This is a genomic window from Streptomyces sp. NPDC040410, from assembly GCF_055595715.1.
In genome coordinates this window covers 88152-102513 of record NZ_JBVIVK010000001.1, presented here as the reverse complement: position 1 = coordinate 102513, position 14362 = coordinate 88152, and the positions used below count along the sequence as shown (strand labels likewise).

The window sequence follows — 14362 nt, the reverse complement described above, 5'->3', positions numbered from 1 at the left end:
CCGTCAACTCACGCCCGCCTTTGAGGACTCCATGACCGATCAGATACCGGTGACGGTGGTCTGGTGCCTGGCCCTTGGCCTGTTCGCCGTCACCGTGCTGCTTGTGCGTCAGCTCGGCATCACCGCTCGGCACCGCAGACGGAACACGGAACTGGCTCAGGGCCTGCGGTCGCGGGACGCGGAACTGCGCCACCTCCTCGCGGTCCGGCTCCCGGCGGTGGAGGACGCGACCGACCGGACGGCCCCGCAGACCGGTCTGCTCGACGCCCGCCTCGCCGACACGGACTTCGCGGCCGGTCTCGACGACGTCCTCGACCGGTTCGCCGCGACCGTCGAGCACGCGCAGTCGCGCGCCGACCAGTCCGCGAAGGCCGCTCTGAAGGCGTCGATGCGCTCCATCCAGGCCCTGGCCAACGAACAGCAGGTGTCCATCGCGCAGATGCAGGACCGGCACGACCACCCCGACGTGCTGCGCGACCTGCTCGAAGTCGACCACACGAACGCCCAGTTCGGTCGCCGCGCCCAGGCCATCGCCGTACTCTGCGGGTCCTGGCCGGGCCGCCAGCGCGCCACCTCGGCGCTCGTCGAACTCGTCCGCGGCGCCACCTCCCGCATCCGCGACTACCGGCGTATCCGCATCAACGGCGAGGTCGGCATCGCCGTGGAGAGCCGGGCGGTGGAACCGGTGGTGCTCGCGGTCGCCGAACTGCTCGACAACGCGGCACGCCACTCACAGCCCCACACGACCGTCGAAGTCTCGATCCAGACCGTGCACAACGGCGCCTGCGTCGTGATCGACGACGGCGGTGTGGGCATGGACGGCCAGGCGGTCGCCCATGCCGCCGAACTGCTGTCCTGCAGGCGCGCGACGGACGTGACCCGGCTGGGCGACCCGCCCCGCTTCGGCTTCGCCGTCATCGGGGCGCTCGCGGAGCGCTACGGCTTCAGCGTCTGCGTCGACACGCTCTCCCCCTACGGCGGTGTACGCGCCGTGGTGTTCCTGCCGACCGGGCTGCTCACCCACATGGAGACCGTCCAGGACGTCGCGCCGGCGGCCACGGCCCCCGACCCCGCTCCTGCGCGCGACTCCGCCCCCGTGCGCGACTCCGCCCCCGTGCGCGCTCGCGCGTCCGAGCCCACGCCCGCGCACACTGCCGAGCACGCGCCCGTGCCGGACTCGGTGCCCGGGCAGCCGGGTCGACAGCCCTCCGTCGTCGAGCCCGCGTCCCCGTCGGCATCCCCCGCCGAGACGGCAGTACACGGCGGAGGACGTTGCAGCACACCGCCCCCCGCCCTCGGCTCCGGCGAGTCGACCACGCCCGGCGGCCTCCCCAAACGCCGTCGCCGCTCCCTGCGGGAAGCGGCCGTGGAACCCGCGGCCGTGCCGACCGTGGAGGTCGGTGGCCGCTCGGCCGAGGAGAAAGCCCGGCGCATGGGCGCATTCGCCCGCGGCACCCGCTTCGGCCGCACCGCGCAGTCCACCGCCCACGAAGAAGAAGGGAACAGCCACGAATGACCGGGCCCACCAACAACGAGTTGGGCTGGATGCTGGACGAGGTGCTGAAGGTGCCGGAGGCGCGTCACGCGATCCTGCTCTCCGCCGACGGAATGCTCCGCGCGTACTCCGAGGACATCGACCGGGACGACGCCGAACGACTGGCCGCAGGACTGTCCGGCGTCCAGTCGATCAGCCGGAGCACGGCCGAATTCTGCGGCAGCCCGCACACTCCCTGGCGGCAGACCCTGATCGAGTTCACGGAGGGCTACGTCTTCCTGGTCGCAGCCGGCGAGGGTGCCTACCTCGCGGTCTCCACCGGTGAGGACGTGGACATGGAAGCCGTCACCTACCGTATGCACAAGCTCGTCGACCGGCTCGGCAAGGAGTTGAGCAGTCCGGCCCGGCAAGACGCGGGCAGCTCGGCATGACACCCCGGCGGCGCCCCGCAGACCGGCTGGTGCGGTCGTACGTCGTCACGGACGGCCGTGCCCACCCCACCCGCAACACCCTGGACCTGGTCACGCTGCTGGTCGTGACCGACGATCTGCCGCTGAGCGGTCTGAACCCGGAAAAGCGCAGGCTCATGGAGCTGTGCCGGCCCGGAGCCCTGTCCGTCGCCGAGGTGGCCGGCCATCTCGCACTGCCGGTCAGCGTCGCCAGGGTGCTGATCGCCGACCTCATGGACAGCGGCCACATTGTCACCCGCGCGCCGATCCCCGCCGTCCTACCGGCCGACGCCCACATCCTCCAGGAGGTGCTCGATGGGCTCCGCGCCCGCCTCTGAACCCGCCGCCGGGGACGTCCATCTGCGGCCCAGCGTGCAGACCGCTGTCAAAGTGCTGGTCGTCGGCCACTTCGCGGTCGGCAAGACGACATTCGTCGGCGCGCTCTCCGAGATCCGGCCGCTGCGCACCGAGGAGGTCATGACCGAGGCCGGCGCAATCGTCGACGACCTGGCCGGCATGACTGACAAGACCACCACCACGGTGGCCCTGGACTTCGGCCGGCTCACCCTCGACGACCGCCTCGTGCTCTACCTGTTCGGCACCCCCGGCCAGCAGCGCTTCGCCCCGCTGTGGCACGACATGACGAGGGGAGCGCTCGGCGCGCTCGTCCTCGCCGACACCCGCCGCCTCGGCCAGTCCTTCGAGGTGATGGGCGTGCTGGAAGAGCTCGGCCTGCCCTACGCGGTCGCCCTCAACCAGTTCGACGACACGCCCGCGCACGAGCTCGACGAGGTCCGTGAGGCTCTCGACCTTCTCCCGGAAACCCCCCTCGTCCGCTGCGACGCACGCGACCGGCTCTCCTCGACCCGGGCCCTGATCTCCCTCGTCGAGTACCTCCTGACCCGCATCGGCCACCTGGAGCACATGTGACCTCCCCACGCCCCGTACCGCCGCCGGCCTGCCCGGCGCACGAGCCGCTGTACGGCCCTGAGTTCGCCGCCGACCCGGCCGCCGCCTACCGGCGGCTGCGCGAGCACGGCCCGATCGCGCCGGTCGAGCTGGCACCCGGCGTCCGCGCCTCGCTCGTCGTCGGATACGAGGCCGCCCTGCACGTGCTGCGCAGCGCCGAGACCTTCTCCAAGGACCCCCGCCGCTGGCAGGACCTGGCGGACGGCACCGTCCCCGCGGACAGCCCGGTCGTGCCGATGATGATGTACCGGCCGAACGCGTTGTGGGCCGACGGCGAGGAGCACCGTCGGCTGCGCGGCGCCATCACGGACAGCCTGGCCCAGGTGGCCCCCGGCACACTCCGCGGCTATGTCGAGACGTGCGCCGACACGCTCATCGACCGCATGGCGCCCGCCGGGCGGGCCGATCTGCTGGGCGAGTACGCGCAGGTGCTGCCGCTGCTGGTGTTCAACCGCCTCTTCGGCTGCCCGGCCGACTACGGCGAGCGCCTGGTCGAGGGGATGTCCGGGATCTTCGACGGGGTGGACGCCGGGAAAGCGAACGAACTGCTCGCCACGACGCTGTTGGACCTCGTCACGCTGAAGCGGGAGCACCCCGGGCACGATGTGACGTCCTGGCTCATGGCCCATCCGGCAGAACTCACCGACGAGGAGATGATCCACACCCTAGTCCTCCTCATGGGCGCGGGCACCGAGCCCCAGCAGAACCTGATCGCGAACAGCATGCGGCTGCTGCTGGCCGACGACCGGTTCGGGGGCAGTCTGTCGCGCGGCAGCCTGCCGGTGGAGGACGCCCTGGACGAAGTGCTGTGGACCGACCCGCCCATCGCCAACTACGCCGTCCACTACCCCGTGCACGACGTCGTGTACGAAGGAGCGGCACTGCGCGAGGGCTGCCCCGTCGTCGTCTCGCTCGCCGCCGCCAACACCGATCCGGCCCTGATGGCGGATCAGCGGGCGGGTAACCGTGCCCATCTGGCCTGGAGCGCGGGCCCGCACAACTGCCCGGCACAGGGCCCGGCCCGCCTGATCGCGGCCGCTGCGGTGGAGAGACTGCTCGACCGCCTGCCCGACGTCGAACTCGCCCTTCACGTCGAAGAGTTGACCTGGCGGCCAGGCCCCTTCCACCGGGCGCTCGCCGCGCTGCCCGTGACGTTCCCGCCGGCCGCCGCAGGCGGCCGGTCCGCCGCGCACGACGAGGCATCCGCGCAGCGCGAGCCGGCCTCCGGGCAGGCGCGGCCCTCCGCGGTGCCGACAGCCGGTGGGGCCAGGCGCGGCTGGGCGGCCCGGCTGCGGGCCTGGTGGCAAGGGGACTGATCAGGACAGGTGTACCGGCAGCGAGCGGTGGCCGTTGGAGATGAACGAGTCGACCGGCTCCAGTTCCGTGCTCCTCACCGCGAGCCGGAGTCCGGGGAAGCGGTCGAAGAGCGCCGGGAGCGCGATGCGGGCCTCCAGCCGCCCCAGGGGTGCGCCCATGCAGAAGTGGACGCCGTGGCCGAAGGCGAGATGCTCCTTGTCGCCACGTGTGACGTCGAAGACGGCGGCGCTCTCGCCGTACTTGTCAGGGTGGCGTCCGGCGGCGGCGTAAGCCGCGAGGATCGCCTCGCCCTTGCGGATCACCACGCCGTCCGGGCCGCCGAACTCGCTCATCGCGAGGTCCTCCACGGCGTACCGCAGCGGCAGGCTGGCGACCGGTGCCTCCACGCGCAGCGCCTCCTCGACCACGTCGTCCCAGGAGGCGCTGCCCGCGCGGACGTGGGCGAGTTGGCCGGGGTACGCGAGCAGGAGGTGGATGGCGTTGTCGATGAGGTTGACGGTGGTCTCATGACCGGCGCTGACCATCAGCACCAGGGTGTCCAGCAGTTCCTGCTCGCTCAGCCGGGTGCCGTCCTCGTCGTCGCGCGCCGCGATCAGCTCCGAGGTCAGGTCGTCGCCCGGCGACCGCCGCTTGAGGGCGACGAGCTCGCCGAGTGCGGCGTAGAACCGGGCGTAGATGTCGGTGACCTGCTCCGGGGTGGCGGAGGTGTGGAAGATGCCGTCCACGACCGCGCGCAGTTCCGCCCCCTGTTCCTCCGGCAGCCCGAACAGCTCGCTGATCACCTGAATGGGCAGCGGGTAGCAGAACTGCCCGCGCAGGTCGACGACTCGGCCGCGCCGCCCGGCCTCCTCGACGCGGTCCAGCAGGGCCTTGGTGATCTCCTCGACACGAGGTTCGAGCGTCGCGGTGCGGCGCGCCGTGAACGCCTTGGAGACCAGGGCGCGCAGCCGCCTGTGCTCGACGCCGTACGCCGTGAACATGTTCTGCACCGCGACCCATGTGAACAGGGGCCATTCCGGGGATATCCCGCCGTTGATCCACCGTGGCCAGTGCCGGCGCGGATCCTTGGAGACCCGGGGGTCGGTGAGCAGACGCTTGAGGAGGTCGGGGGAGGTGACGGCCCATGCCTCGACGCCGTCCGGGAGTTCGACGAGGGTCACGGGACCCCGCTCGCGGATCCGGATGGCCTCGCCGTGGATGTCGCGGCCGGCCGGATCGATCACTAAGGGTCGGGGGTTTCCCATCGCAGCCTCCTGGTACTCGAACGTCGGTACGAGCGGTAAAGCTACTTCGGCGTAGCGTGCCTGACGAGATCACCTGCCGTGCGCTGCGCACGGGGACAAGTCCCCTGCGCGTGAACGCAAGTCGGCGGCACCGCATCCGCCGTGGGTCCTGTCGTCACCTTCCCGCCCGCCCCGCCCTCCGGGCGGACGACGGGAAGGTGACGACAGGACCCAGGGCCGGAATCCGTCGGACGGGAGAACCGGTGAATGCGACATCGCTGCGCCGGCTCAGCGGCGGCTCTCGCGGGCAGGCCGGACACCGTGGCCGACGTGACCATCGGACCGCAGCAGCAGCGGTCCCGGCGCACTGTGATCCGGCACGGCACCCGGTCGACCGAGTCCGCCTGCACCTCCCTGAAGACATCCGCCCCGGCACTCGAGTCGTCCCCAGCGAAATAGGGGCTCCGCCCGTTGTGTCCGTCACCCGCCCCGGACGGCCGCGGGGCCGAACCGCCGGACGAGTTCGGTGCGCGAGGTGATGTGCAACTGCCGGAAGACACGGCGAAGGTGGTAGTCGACCGTGCGCGGGCTCAGGCAGAGCCGCGCTGCCGCTTCCTTGTTGGTCGCACCCGCCGCCACCAGCCGGATGATCTCGCGCTGACGGGCGGTCAGGCCGTCCGTCCTAGCGGAGCCGCCTGGCAGCGTACCGTCCGCGGCTCCGGCAGTCGCGTTGTCACCGCCGGCGCGCAGCTCGGCACAGGCCCGGTCCAGCCACAGCCGGGCCCGGTGCCTGCGGAAGATCTCGGCCGCCTCCCGGAGCTGGACACGGGACTCCGCCCGTCGGCGTTCGCGCTTGAGGTACTCGCCGTAGAGGAGGGCGGTGCGCGCCCGTTCCAGCGCACGGTCGCGGGGCCCGTGCAGGCGCAGAGCGAGCCGGAAGTACTCCTCGGGGTCTTCGTGTGCCAGGACGGCGCGGCACTGGGCCACCAGTGCCGTCGGCCAGCCCTGGCCGACCCCCTCCGCCCACCGCGCGAACGCCGCGGTGGCCCGTTCCGCCCGCAGGTGAAGTCCGGCGCGGACGGCGGCCTCCACATAGGCGGGCATCGCCTGGAGCGCGACACCGGGGTGCCCGGGCTTCATCCGGGTGAGCCGACGCAGTTTCGCAGCCGCCTCCTCCCAGCGTCCCGAAGCGAGATCCACCTGAGCCAGGCCCCACAGACCGAGGGCGCAGGCCAGCCCGTTTCCGTGTTCCGCCGCCTTGTCGACCACCCGGTCCGCGTACTGCTCGCATGTCTCGGTGTCACCGGCGAGCCCCGCGGCGAGCATCAGCATCCCCATCAGATTGCGCACGCCCACCATCTGGCCCGTGCCGCGGGCCAGCCGCAGCGCCTCGGTCGCCACGAGCCGCGCGGAGTCCGGTCCGCTCAGCCAGCACTCCGAGTAGGCGAGGTACTGCATGGCATGCGCGACGGTCGGGGTGTCACCCGCCCTGCGTGCCAGTGCCACCGCACGTGCCGCCAGCGATCGGGCTTGCGCGTCGTCCGCGATGAACAGGGCTCCATGGGCTGCCCAGGTCAGCACAAGCGGGTCCGCCGCCTGCGCGGCCTCCGCGACGCCGCTGCGCAGCCGGACGGTGGCGGTCGGCAGCCCCCGTAACGACTCGGCGACTCCGAGGAGGCAGTGGGTGGCGAGCCGGGCGTCGGGCTCGTCCGGTGCCTCGGAGCCGCCCAGCAACGCCCTCGCCCGCAGGGCCGCCTCCACCGGTAAGTCCTCGTTTCCCGTGCAGAGGCCGGCCTCTCCTGCCGCGGCCAGGGCCTTGGCCGCGAGACGGGCGTTGCCGTTCGCAAGGACATCCGCGGCGCTCAGCAGCGCGTGGTAGGCGTCGCCCGGTGTGCCCTGGTGAAGTGAGAGGACGCCCTGAAGAAGGGCGATGTCTCCCCGCAGGGACGGGCGTTGCGCTCCGTTCAGCCTCTCTGCCCGCTCCAGCAGACGGGCGGCGCGGCGCAGACGCCCTGCCATGGTGCTGCAGGTGGCGGCGGCGACGAGGCGGCCGGCCCGCGGACCGTCCGCGCCGGTCAGCTCTGCGGAGCGTTCCATCAGTACGGCGGCGTGGCACGGCCGGCCGTGCCGGCGCGCCTGGACGGCCTGGCGCTCCAGTTCGTCGGCCAGAGTGGCGTCTGCCTCCGTCGACAGGGCGGCCTCGTGCCAGCCGCGACGGTCGTCGTCGCGGGCAGCGAACGCCCGCGCCAGCAGTTCGTGCGCCCAGTGCCGTTCGGTCAGGTCCGGGGTGTGGCGGATGGCCCGGGCGAGAGCGGTGTCCCGGAAGGACACGCTCGTCCGCGACACGGTGACCAGCCCCGCCGCCTCGGCGCCTTTCAACGCCGCGGGGTCGATCGCTGCCAGTCGGGCCACTCGGTACAGCGTCAGCGGGTCCAGGCGCGGTTCCGTCGCCAGCAGTGTGAGCAGCCGGCGGCAGTCGTCGGAAAGCCCGCGCAACGGCGCGAGCCTGAGCTGGGTCAGCCGCGGCCCGAGCGGGAGTGGGTCAGGCAGCCGTGGCAGCTCCGCCAGCTGATCGGGACTCAGCGTCCGTAAGAGCTCCAGAAGGACCAGCGGATTGCCGTGGGCGGCATGGACGAGTACCTCGCACACGGCGGGGGCCACCGCCGACCGGTGGCGCTGTGCGATCAACCGCAGGCAGTCGAGGTCGTTCATGCCCGTCACATGGAGCACCGGCACACCCGGCATCAGCCTGGCCGCCGCCCTGTCCGTACCAGCCAGCACCAGGACCCGTTCGGTGCTGATCCGACGGGCCACAAGGCCCAGGACGTGCAGTGACTCGGCGTCGACCCACTGCAGGTCGTCGATGCTGACCAGCACCGGGTGCCTGACGGAGCTCCGCGACAGCAGGGCCAGCACCGCGACGGCCATCAGCGACCGATCCCGGGGTGGCGGCAGCAGACCGAGAAGTACCCGCTCCAGCAACTCGGCCAGGTCCGGGGGAGATGCCGTACGCCCCCGGCGAAGGGCCGGACCAGTCGCTGCACTGCCGCGTAGTCCAGGCTCTGCTCCGCCTGCACCCCGTCCGCGCGGACGGTGTGGAACGCCTGCGCGAGGTGCGTCGCGTGCCGGATCAGCGCGGTCTTGCCGATTCCCTGATCCCCCGTCAGCAGCAGTGCCCCGCCCTTCCTGGCACTGCGGCAGGCGTCGATCCATGCCGCGAGCTGCCGCCGTTCGGCCTGTCTGCCGATGATGCTGTGCTCGGTGCCGTACGTCATGACGTACGCCTCCTGGATGGACTGATCCTGGTCAAGAATAGTGATTATTCGCGGCCGGGAGCGCAAGGGGTGCCGCAGAACGTCGTCGCCGGGCCCTGTCGTCGGATTCCCGCCCGCCCCGCGTCGCCAGGGCACGCACTCTCGCATGTGACGACTGACCTAGGCTGGGCGCGTGGCAGAGCCTGATTCATTCGCGAGGCCGTCCAGGTCCGTGATCCGTGAACGCCTGGTGGAGGCCGCTGTCCAGGAATTCGGTGAGCAGGGCTACGACCGCGCGAGGGTGCAGGACATAGCCCGCCGAGCCGGCCTCACCACCGGGGCGATCTACGGCAACTTCCGCAACAAGGCCGAACTGCTCGCCGAGGCGGTCGACCACGGCCTTGCGGCAGCCTCGTACAAGCTCGGTCAGGCGCTGAACAGCGGTGCCCGGCCCGCCGATGTCCTCGCGTTGATCGTCACGGAACTCTCCGATCCACGTCAGCGGACCTGGGCACCCCTGGTCAGCGAAGCGCTCACGGCCGCGCGGCGGGACGCCGAGGTCGCCCGCAGGGTGCACGCCGCGTTGAGCCGGGTGGAGACCAAGCTGCGGGAGCTGGTCGAACTCGCCCAGCAGGACGGCTCTTTCGGCCCGCTGATCGATGCGGCGGCCTGCGCTCGCCTCGTGTTGTGCGTGTCCCTGGGAGTGGACGTGCTCGCCGCCGTGAAGGCGGAAAGCCCGGACCACGAGGCCTGGACCTCGCTGACGCACGTTCTGTTCGCAGGGCTGGGGCCTGCCGAATGAATCCGCACCGGCGTCGCTACGGACACGAATCGGTGAAGTCACCGGTCTTGCCCTGGTGAGCGTGTCCAAGAAACCGTTGAAAGACACTGGTCAAAGCAGCACGAGTACGTTTCCTGAATTTGTCTGCGTCCCGCGTGCGTTGACACCGCGAATGGTGCCCGCCACTCTACCCGTGAGCCGCAGCAGGGCCGAAAACGCGAACCGCGAATCGGGTACCTGAAACCCTTGGCCGATGTTTTCTCTCGGTCCCGCACTGATTTCCGCACCATTCTTTTCTCGTCCGGCAGTCACCTTTGGACACGAAACGGGAGAGAGACATGTCCCACCGAAGTCCGTCACTCACCGCCCCACTGGTAGTCACCGCACTAGGGGCCACTGCCGCACTGGTCGTCACCGCCGCCGCCCCGGTCCCCGCCCCGGCGCCGGCGTCCGCGGCGCTGCACCGAACCGCCGATGCGAGGACGACGACGACCGTCCGCTACGGGCCCTTCACGATCCCCGCCGCGTCAGGAGACGACCACGGCGAAACCGGCAACCGCCTCGCGTTCGACATCGAGAAACCGTGCGACGACTGCTTCATCACGGGCTTCAAGCCGAACCTCGTCTACGCGGACGGGTCGAACGCCAACGTCAACACCGGTCCGATGCTCCACCACGCCGTGTTGGGCACCCACTCGAAGCGTGACGTGGTCTGCGGCGGCCCCCAGCGCAAATTCGCCTCCGGTAACGAGCGGGTGGAGAGTGTGCTGCCCTCGGGATACGGCATCAAGGTGCGCCGGGGTGAGCGCTGGAACATGCTCTACGACCTCATGAACCATGCGCCCGAGCGTAAGACGGTCTACATCACCTTCACCTTCACCCATGAGCCCGCAGCAGGCTCGCGGCTCAAGCCCGTGACGCCGATCTGGATGGATGCCGGCGGCTGTCTCGGCAGTGCGTACGACGCTCCGGACGGTGCCAGCGAAAAGGTCAGGCGGTGGCGCTCCAGCATTTCCGGAAGGCTCGTCCACATGCGCGGCCACCTGCACCACGCGGGCCGCTCCGTGCGTACGGAGAACCTCACGACGGGAAAGCTGCTGTGCAACGTCGTGGCGGAGGAGGGGGGAAGCCCCGAATTCATCGACCTCCACGGCCACAAGGAAATCTCGGACATGCCCCCGTGCACCGGCGATCCGCTCGGCACCATCGAGCGGGGTGACGTCCTGCAGATCACCAGCAGGTACGAGAGCGACCACGCGCACGGCGGGGTCATGGGCATCATGGCCGGCTGGGTGGCCGAGGACTGATCAGTGCCGCACGTGGTCGTCGCGGCGGCACGGTCTGTGCCGACGACCCACCGTCAAGAGGTGATCGCATGAGCCGGGGCTCGTTCCGGGGACCGGTGCGCGGCTGGATGACCGGTGCCGCCGACGCCCTGGTCTGTCTGGTGTGGGCGGCCGGCCTCTGGGTGGCACTGCACCTGCAAGCCGGCCCCACGCTGCACGCCGTGGCACTCTTCGTGCACCTGGCGGCGCTGATCCTCGGGCTCGGCGCCGTGCAGACCATCGACTACTACGGGCTGCTGTGGCTGCTGGGGCGGCGCAGTCTGCGTCAAGTGCTGGACTTCACCCGCCCGTTGCACGTGCTCGTCTGGTCCGGTCTGGCAGGAATGGTGATCAGTGGTGCCGTCCTCGGCTTGGACCCGGCGCCGGCAGCCACCCGGGTGAAGCTCGGACTGGTCCTCCTGGTCGCTCTCAACGGTGTGCACGCGTACGCTCTCCACCGGTCCCTCGCCGAGCAGGCGGGGGGACAGGTGGACAAACGGCTGCTGGTGCGTGGAGCGATCTCCGTCGTGGTTTCTGAGGTCGGGTGGTGGGGGGCTGCGGGCATCGGGTTCCTCAACAGCCAGTCCTGAGGGGCACCCGCTCTCCGGACAGCGCGGCTGCCGGCCCACGGCGGTGAGCCCACCCCCTGCCTGTCACCGCCGGTCCTGGACAGGATGCCGGTGCCGGTGCCGCGCTGCTACGTTCTCGGCGGATGGCCATGGGTGCGTGTCCAAGTGTCCGAATCCGTCACTTGGACAATGCCCCGTGAAATCTCTTTGACCATGCGATCCGGATGCGCTTCACCGATCCCCTATTTCCGGAACGGGACGTGCGTTTGTCCAACCTTGTGTGCCCTGAGCCCCGCGACTATCTTGAGCGAGTCCAGGCAAGCCCCAATTGATTGGGAGTGGTCATGGCAAACCCGTTCGACAATGAAGACGGCTCATTTTTTGTGCTGGTGAACCACGAACACCAGCATTCGCTCTGGCCGGCTTTCGCCGAAGTCCCGGACGGCTGGCGGGTGGTGTTCGGCGAGAGCTCGCGAAAGGCCTGCATAGACTACGTCGAGGAGAACTGGACGGATCTGCGTCCCAAGAGTCTCGTCGACGACATGAACAGGGACGCCGTGGACAAGAACGGCGTGGACAAGAACAGCGTGAACAAGAACGACGCGGACAAGGGTGACGCGAACAAGCAGGACGTCGAATCCGCTCAAGCCGCCCGATAATGGCGAAGAATACGAGGAGATTCTTGTGGCCATGATCGGCGGCTCCGGGCCGGTGACATTCGGCGGAGTGGGGCCGGACTCGTCCGGAGCCAAACAACGCGTCAAACCCGGCACAGTGAAACGCATCCTGCCCTACACCCGGCCGTACCGCTTCAGCATCGGTCTGCTCCTGGTCATCACGACCCTGAACGCCGCCGTCACCGTGGCTCCCCCCGTGATGTTCAAGTACCTCATCGACGACGGCATCGCCGAGCGCGACACATCCCTCGTGGTGTGGCTCTCCGTGGCGATCGGCGCGCTCGCGGTGGGCGGGATGATCGTGGGATGGGCGGAGACCTGGTACTCGGCCCGCGTCAGCGAGGGCCTCATCTACGAACTGCGCACCGAGGTCTTCGACCATGTGCAGCGCCAGCCGCTGGCGTTCTTCACCAGGGCTCAGACCGGCGCCCTGGTCAGCAGGCTGAACACGGACGTCGTGGGCGCCCAGCGGGCGCTGACCACACTGCTGTCGACCGTCGTCTCCGCAGGGCTGACCCTGGCGTTCGTGCTGGTGACGATGTTCCTGCTGTCCTGGAAGATCACCCTGATCGGCCTGGTGATCATCCCGCTGTTCATCCTTCCCGGAAAGATCATCGGGCGCAGGCTGCAACGCCTCATGCGGGCCCATATGCAGGTCAACGCCGAGATGGGCTCGTTGATGAACGAGCGGTTCAACGTGACCGGGGCCCTGCTGGCCAAGCTCTACGGGCGTCCCGACACCGAGGCCGGCCTCTACGCGGAACAGGCGGGCCGGGGCCGCGACCTAGGCATCCAGACCGCCGTCCACGGGAAGATGCTCTTCCTGTCGATGATGCTCCTGGGATCAGTGGCCACGGCCGCGGTCTACGGCGTGGGCGGCAAGCTCGTCATCGAGGGCTCGTTCTACATCGGAACCCTGGTGGCGCTCGCGACCCTGCTCACCCGCCTGATGACCCCGATCACCCAGCTCTCCAACGCCCAGGCCGACGTGATGACCGCCCTGGTCAGCTTCGACCGGCTGTTCGAGGTCCTCGATCTCAAGCCGCTCATCTCGGAGAAGCCGGGAGCCAGGGCCCTGCCCGCCTTCGGCTCCGGCAACGCCGGCGCACCGGACATCGAGTTCGACAACGTGTCCTTCCGCTATCCCCGGGCCCGGGATGTCTCCCTGGCCTCGCTCGAGTCGATCGCCCTGCCCTCCGCGGAACGCGTGGACGATTCCTGGACGCTTCGGAACCTCAGCTTCACCGTGCCGGCCGGCAAGCTGACCGCGCTGGTCGGCCCCTCGGGAGCGGGCAAGACCACCATCACGCACCTGGTGCCGCGCCTGTACGACCCGGTCGAGGGAACGGTCCGCATCGGCGGCCACGACCTGCGCGACCTCACGCTGGCGTCGCTGCACGACACCGTCGGCATGGTCACCCAGGACGCGCACCTGTTCCACATGACGATTCGCCAGAACCTGCTGTACGCCCGCCCCGACGCCACCGAGGCGATGCTCATCGAGGCGTGCCGGGCGGCGCAGATCTGGGACCTGATCGAGGCTCTGCCCGACGGATTCGACACCGTCGTCGGCGACCGCGGCTACCGGCTCTCCGGTGGTGAGAAGCAGCGCATGGCGATGGCCCGGCTGCTGCTCAAGGCCCCGCCTGTCGTCGTCCTCGACGAGGCCACCGCGCACCTCGACTCGGAGTCGGAGGCCGCTCTGCAACGGGCCCTGAAGACCGCGCTCATCGGCCGCACCTCCCTGGTCATCGCCCACCGCCTCTCCACGATCCGCGACGCCGACCAGATCCTCGTCATCGACAAGGGCCGGGTCCAGGAGCAGGGAAACCACGAGGAACTGCTGGAGCTCAACGGGCTCTACGCGGAGCTCTACCGCACCCAGTTCGCCGGCCACGGGCGCGGCAACGGGCACGCCAAGCCGGCCCCGCAGCCGACGGGCGGGCCCCAGACCTTCGGCGGCGGAGGCGGCGAGCCCCTCCCTCCCCTCCCGCCTCCGGGCTCGGGCCCCGCCCCGATGATCCTCGGCGGGCCGCCCCCGGCGCAGCGGTGAACCGACCGAGAACCGTGCGCGACCGCGCACGCACCAAGTCCGGAACGCGGGCCCCGCGTTCCGGACTCCGGGCCGTGCACGGCGGGCGGGCAACGGCAGGAGACGAAACAGGACCACGGCACAGTGCTCCGGAGTACCCTGAACAACGCACGGGCTGACCACGCAGACATGACAATGCGGACACTGTGACCGGGGCGTGACCACGGTCCGGGCAGGCTGACCAGCATGAACAGCCTCTGCCGCCCGGCCC

The 14362-nt window shown here is 70.3% G+C and carries 12 protein-coding genes and 1 pseudogene; 10 read left to right on the top strand and 3 right to left on the bottom strand.

The window, feature by feature from the left end; genetic code table 11:
* Window positions 1-31: 31 nt before the first annotated feature.
* Genes ACZ562_RS00425 through ACZ562_RS00405 form a run of 5 tightly spaced genes read left to right on the top strand, consistent with a single transcriptional unit; the run spans window position 32 to window position 4229 of the window.
* Window positions 32-1516, top strand: a complete 1485-nt coding sequence (locus ACZ562_RS00425; RefSeq protein ID WP_471172348.1) for an ATP-binding protein — start codon at window positions 32-34, stop codon at window positions 1514-1516.
* Entirely contained in the window at window positions 1513-1926 is a 414-nt protein-coding gene (locus ACZ562_RS00420; protein WP_471172345.1) for a roadblock/LC7 domain-containing protein, read from the top strand. The genes ACZ562_RS00425 and ACZ562_RS00420 overlap by 4 nt, the downstream gene beginning before the upstream one ends.
* A complete protein-coding gene (locus ACZ562_RS00415) occupies window positions 1923-2282 on the top strand; it encodes a DUF742 domain-containing protein (RefSeq protein WP_471172343.1) in 360 nt (119 codons plus the stop codon). The genes ACZ562_RS00420 and ACZ562_RS00415 overlap by 4 nt, the downstream gene beginning before the upstream one ends.
* Window positions 2260-2874 (top strand): GTP-binding protein, encoded by a 615-nt coding sequence (locus ACZ562_RS00410; RefSeq protein ID WP_471172340.1) that lies wholly within the window; start codon window positions 2260-2262, stop codon window positions 2872-2874. Before ACZ562_RS00415 ends, ACZ562_RS00410 begins: the two co-directional genes overlap by 23 nt.
* Window positions 2871-4229 carry a cytochrome P450 gene (locus ACZ562_RS00405; protein ID WP_471172336.1) on the top strand — a complete coding sequence of 453 codons (1359 nt, stop codon included), beginning with the start codon at window positions 2871-2873 and terminating at the stop codon, window positions 4227-4229. Before ACZ562_RS00410 ends, ACZ562_RS00405 begins: the two co-directional genes overlap by 4 nt.
* On the opposite strand, the gene ACZ562_RS00400 is transcribed toward ACZ562_RS00405, so the two are convergent.
* From ACZ562_RS00400 to ACZ562_RS00390, 3 genes are all read right to left on the bottom strand, one after another.
* Window positions 4230-5474, bottom strand: a complete 1245-nt coding sequence (locus ACZ562_RS00400; protein WP_471172332.1) for a cytochrome P450 family protein — start codon at window positions 5472-5474, stop codon at window positions 4230-4232.
* A 459-nt stretch (window positions 5475-5933) separates the two neighbouring features.
* Window positions 5934-8381, bottom strand: a complete 2448-nt coding sequence (locus ACZ562_RS00395; RefSeq protein WP_471172329.1) for a helix-turn-helix transcriptional regulator — start codon at window positions 8379-8381, stop codon at window positions 5934-5936.
* Window positions 8381-8728, bottom strand: coding sequence for an AAA family ATPase (locus tag ACZ562_RS00390; protein WP_471172325.1), 348 nt, complete (start codon window positions 8726-8728; stop codon window positions 8381-8383). Before ACZ562_RS00390 ends, ACZ562_RS00395 begins: the two co-directional genes overlap by 1 nt.
* 211 nt (window positions 8729-8939) lie before the next feature.
* On the opposite strand from ACZ562_RS00390, the gene ACZ562_RS00385 reads away from it, so the two are divergent.
* The 5 genes and pseudogenes from ACZ562_RS00385 (at window position 8940) to ACZ562_RS00365 (ending at window position 14112) form a co-directional block, all read left to right on the top strand.
* The gene (locus ACZ562_RS00385; RefSeq protein ID WP_471172324.1) at window positions 8940-9509 is read left to right on the top strand and encodes a TetR family transcriptional regulator; all 570 of its coding nucleotides are present in this window, start codon (window positions 8940-8942) and stop codon (window positions 9507-9509) included.
* Between the two features lie 317 nt (window positions 9510-9826).
* Window positions 9827-10795, top strand: coding sequence for a hypothetical protein (locus ACZ562_RS00380; protein ID WP_471172323.1), 969 nt, complete (start codon window positions 9827-9829; stop codon window positions 10793-10795).
* Between the two features lie 68 nt (window positions 10796-10863).
* A complete protein-coding gene (locus ACZ562_RS00375; protein ID WP_471172320.1) occupies window positions 10864-11403 on the top strand; it encodes a hypothetical protein in 540 nt (179 codons plus the stop codon).
* Window positions 11404-11726: 323 nt separating this feature from the next.
* Window positions 11727-11933, top strand: a pseudogene (locus ACZ562_RS00370) (MbtH family protein); the annotation flags it as partial.
* 139 nt (window positions 11934-12072) lie between these two features.
* Window positions 12073-14112, top strand: coding sequence for an ABC transporter ATP-binding protein (locus tag ACZ562_RS00365; RefSeq protein ID WP_471173914.1), 2040 nt, complete (start codon window positions 12073-12075; stop codon window positions 14110-14112).
* Window positions 14113-14362: the final 250 nt, after the last annotated feature.

Bases quoted from the DNA above. Each gene is read 5' to 3' on its own strand.
- ACZ562_RS00400 (WP_471172332.1), bottom strand. From the start codon at position 5,474: ATGGGAAACCCCCGACCCTTAGTGATCGATCCGGCCGGCCGCGACATC.
- ACZ562_RS00375 (WP_471172320.1), top strand. From the start codon at position 10,864: ATGAGCCGGGGCTCGTTCCGGGGACCGGTGCGCGGCTGGATGACCGGT.
- ACZ562_RS00380 (WP_471172323.1), top strand. From the start codon at position 9,827: ATGTCCCACCGAAGTCCGTCACTCACCGCCCCACTGGTAGTCACCGCA.
- ACZ562_RS00415 (WP_471172343.1), top strand. From the start codon at position 1,923: ATGACACCCCGGCGGCGCCCCGCAGACCGGCTGGTGCGGTCGTACGTC.
- ACZ562_RS00395 (WP_471172329.1), bottom strand. From the start codon at position 8,381: ATGGCCGTCGCGGTGCTGGCCCTGCTGTCGCGGAGCTCCGTCAGGCAC.
- ACZ562_RS00410 (WP_471172340.1), top strand. From the start codon at position 2,260: ATGGGCTCCGCGCCCGCCTCTGAACCCGCCGCCGGGGACGTCCATCTG.
- ACZ562_RS00420 (WP_471172345.1), top strand. From the start codon at position 1,513: ATGACCGGGCCCACCAACAACGAGTTGGGCTGGATGCTGGACGAGGTG.
- ACZ562_RS00425 (WP_471172348.1), top strand. From the start codon at position 32: ATGACCGATCAGATACCGGTGACGGTGGTCTGGTGCCTGGCCCTTGGC.
- ACZ562_RS00365 (WP_471173914.1), top strand. From the start codon at position 12,073: ATGATCGGCGGCTCCGGGCCGGTGACATTCGGCGGAGTGGGGCCGGAC.
- ACZ562_RS00390 (WP_471172325.1), bottom strand. From the start codon at position 8,728: ATGACGTACGGCACCGAGCACAGCATCATCGGCAGACAGGCCGAACGG.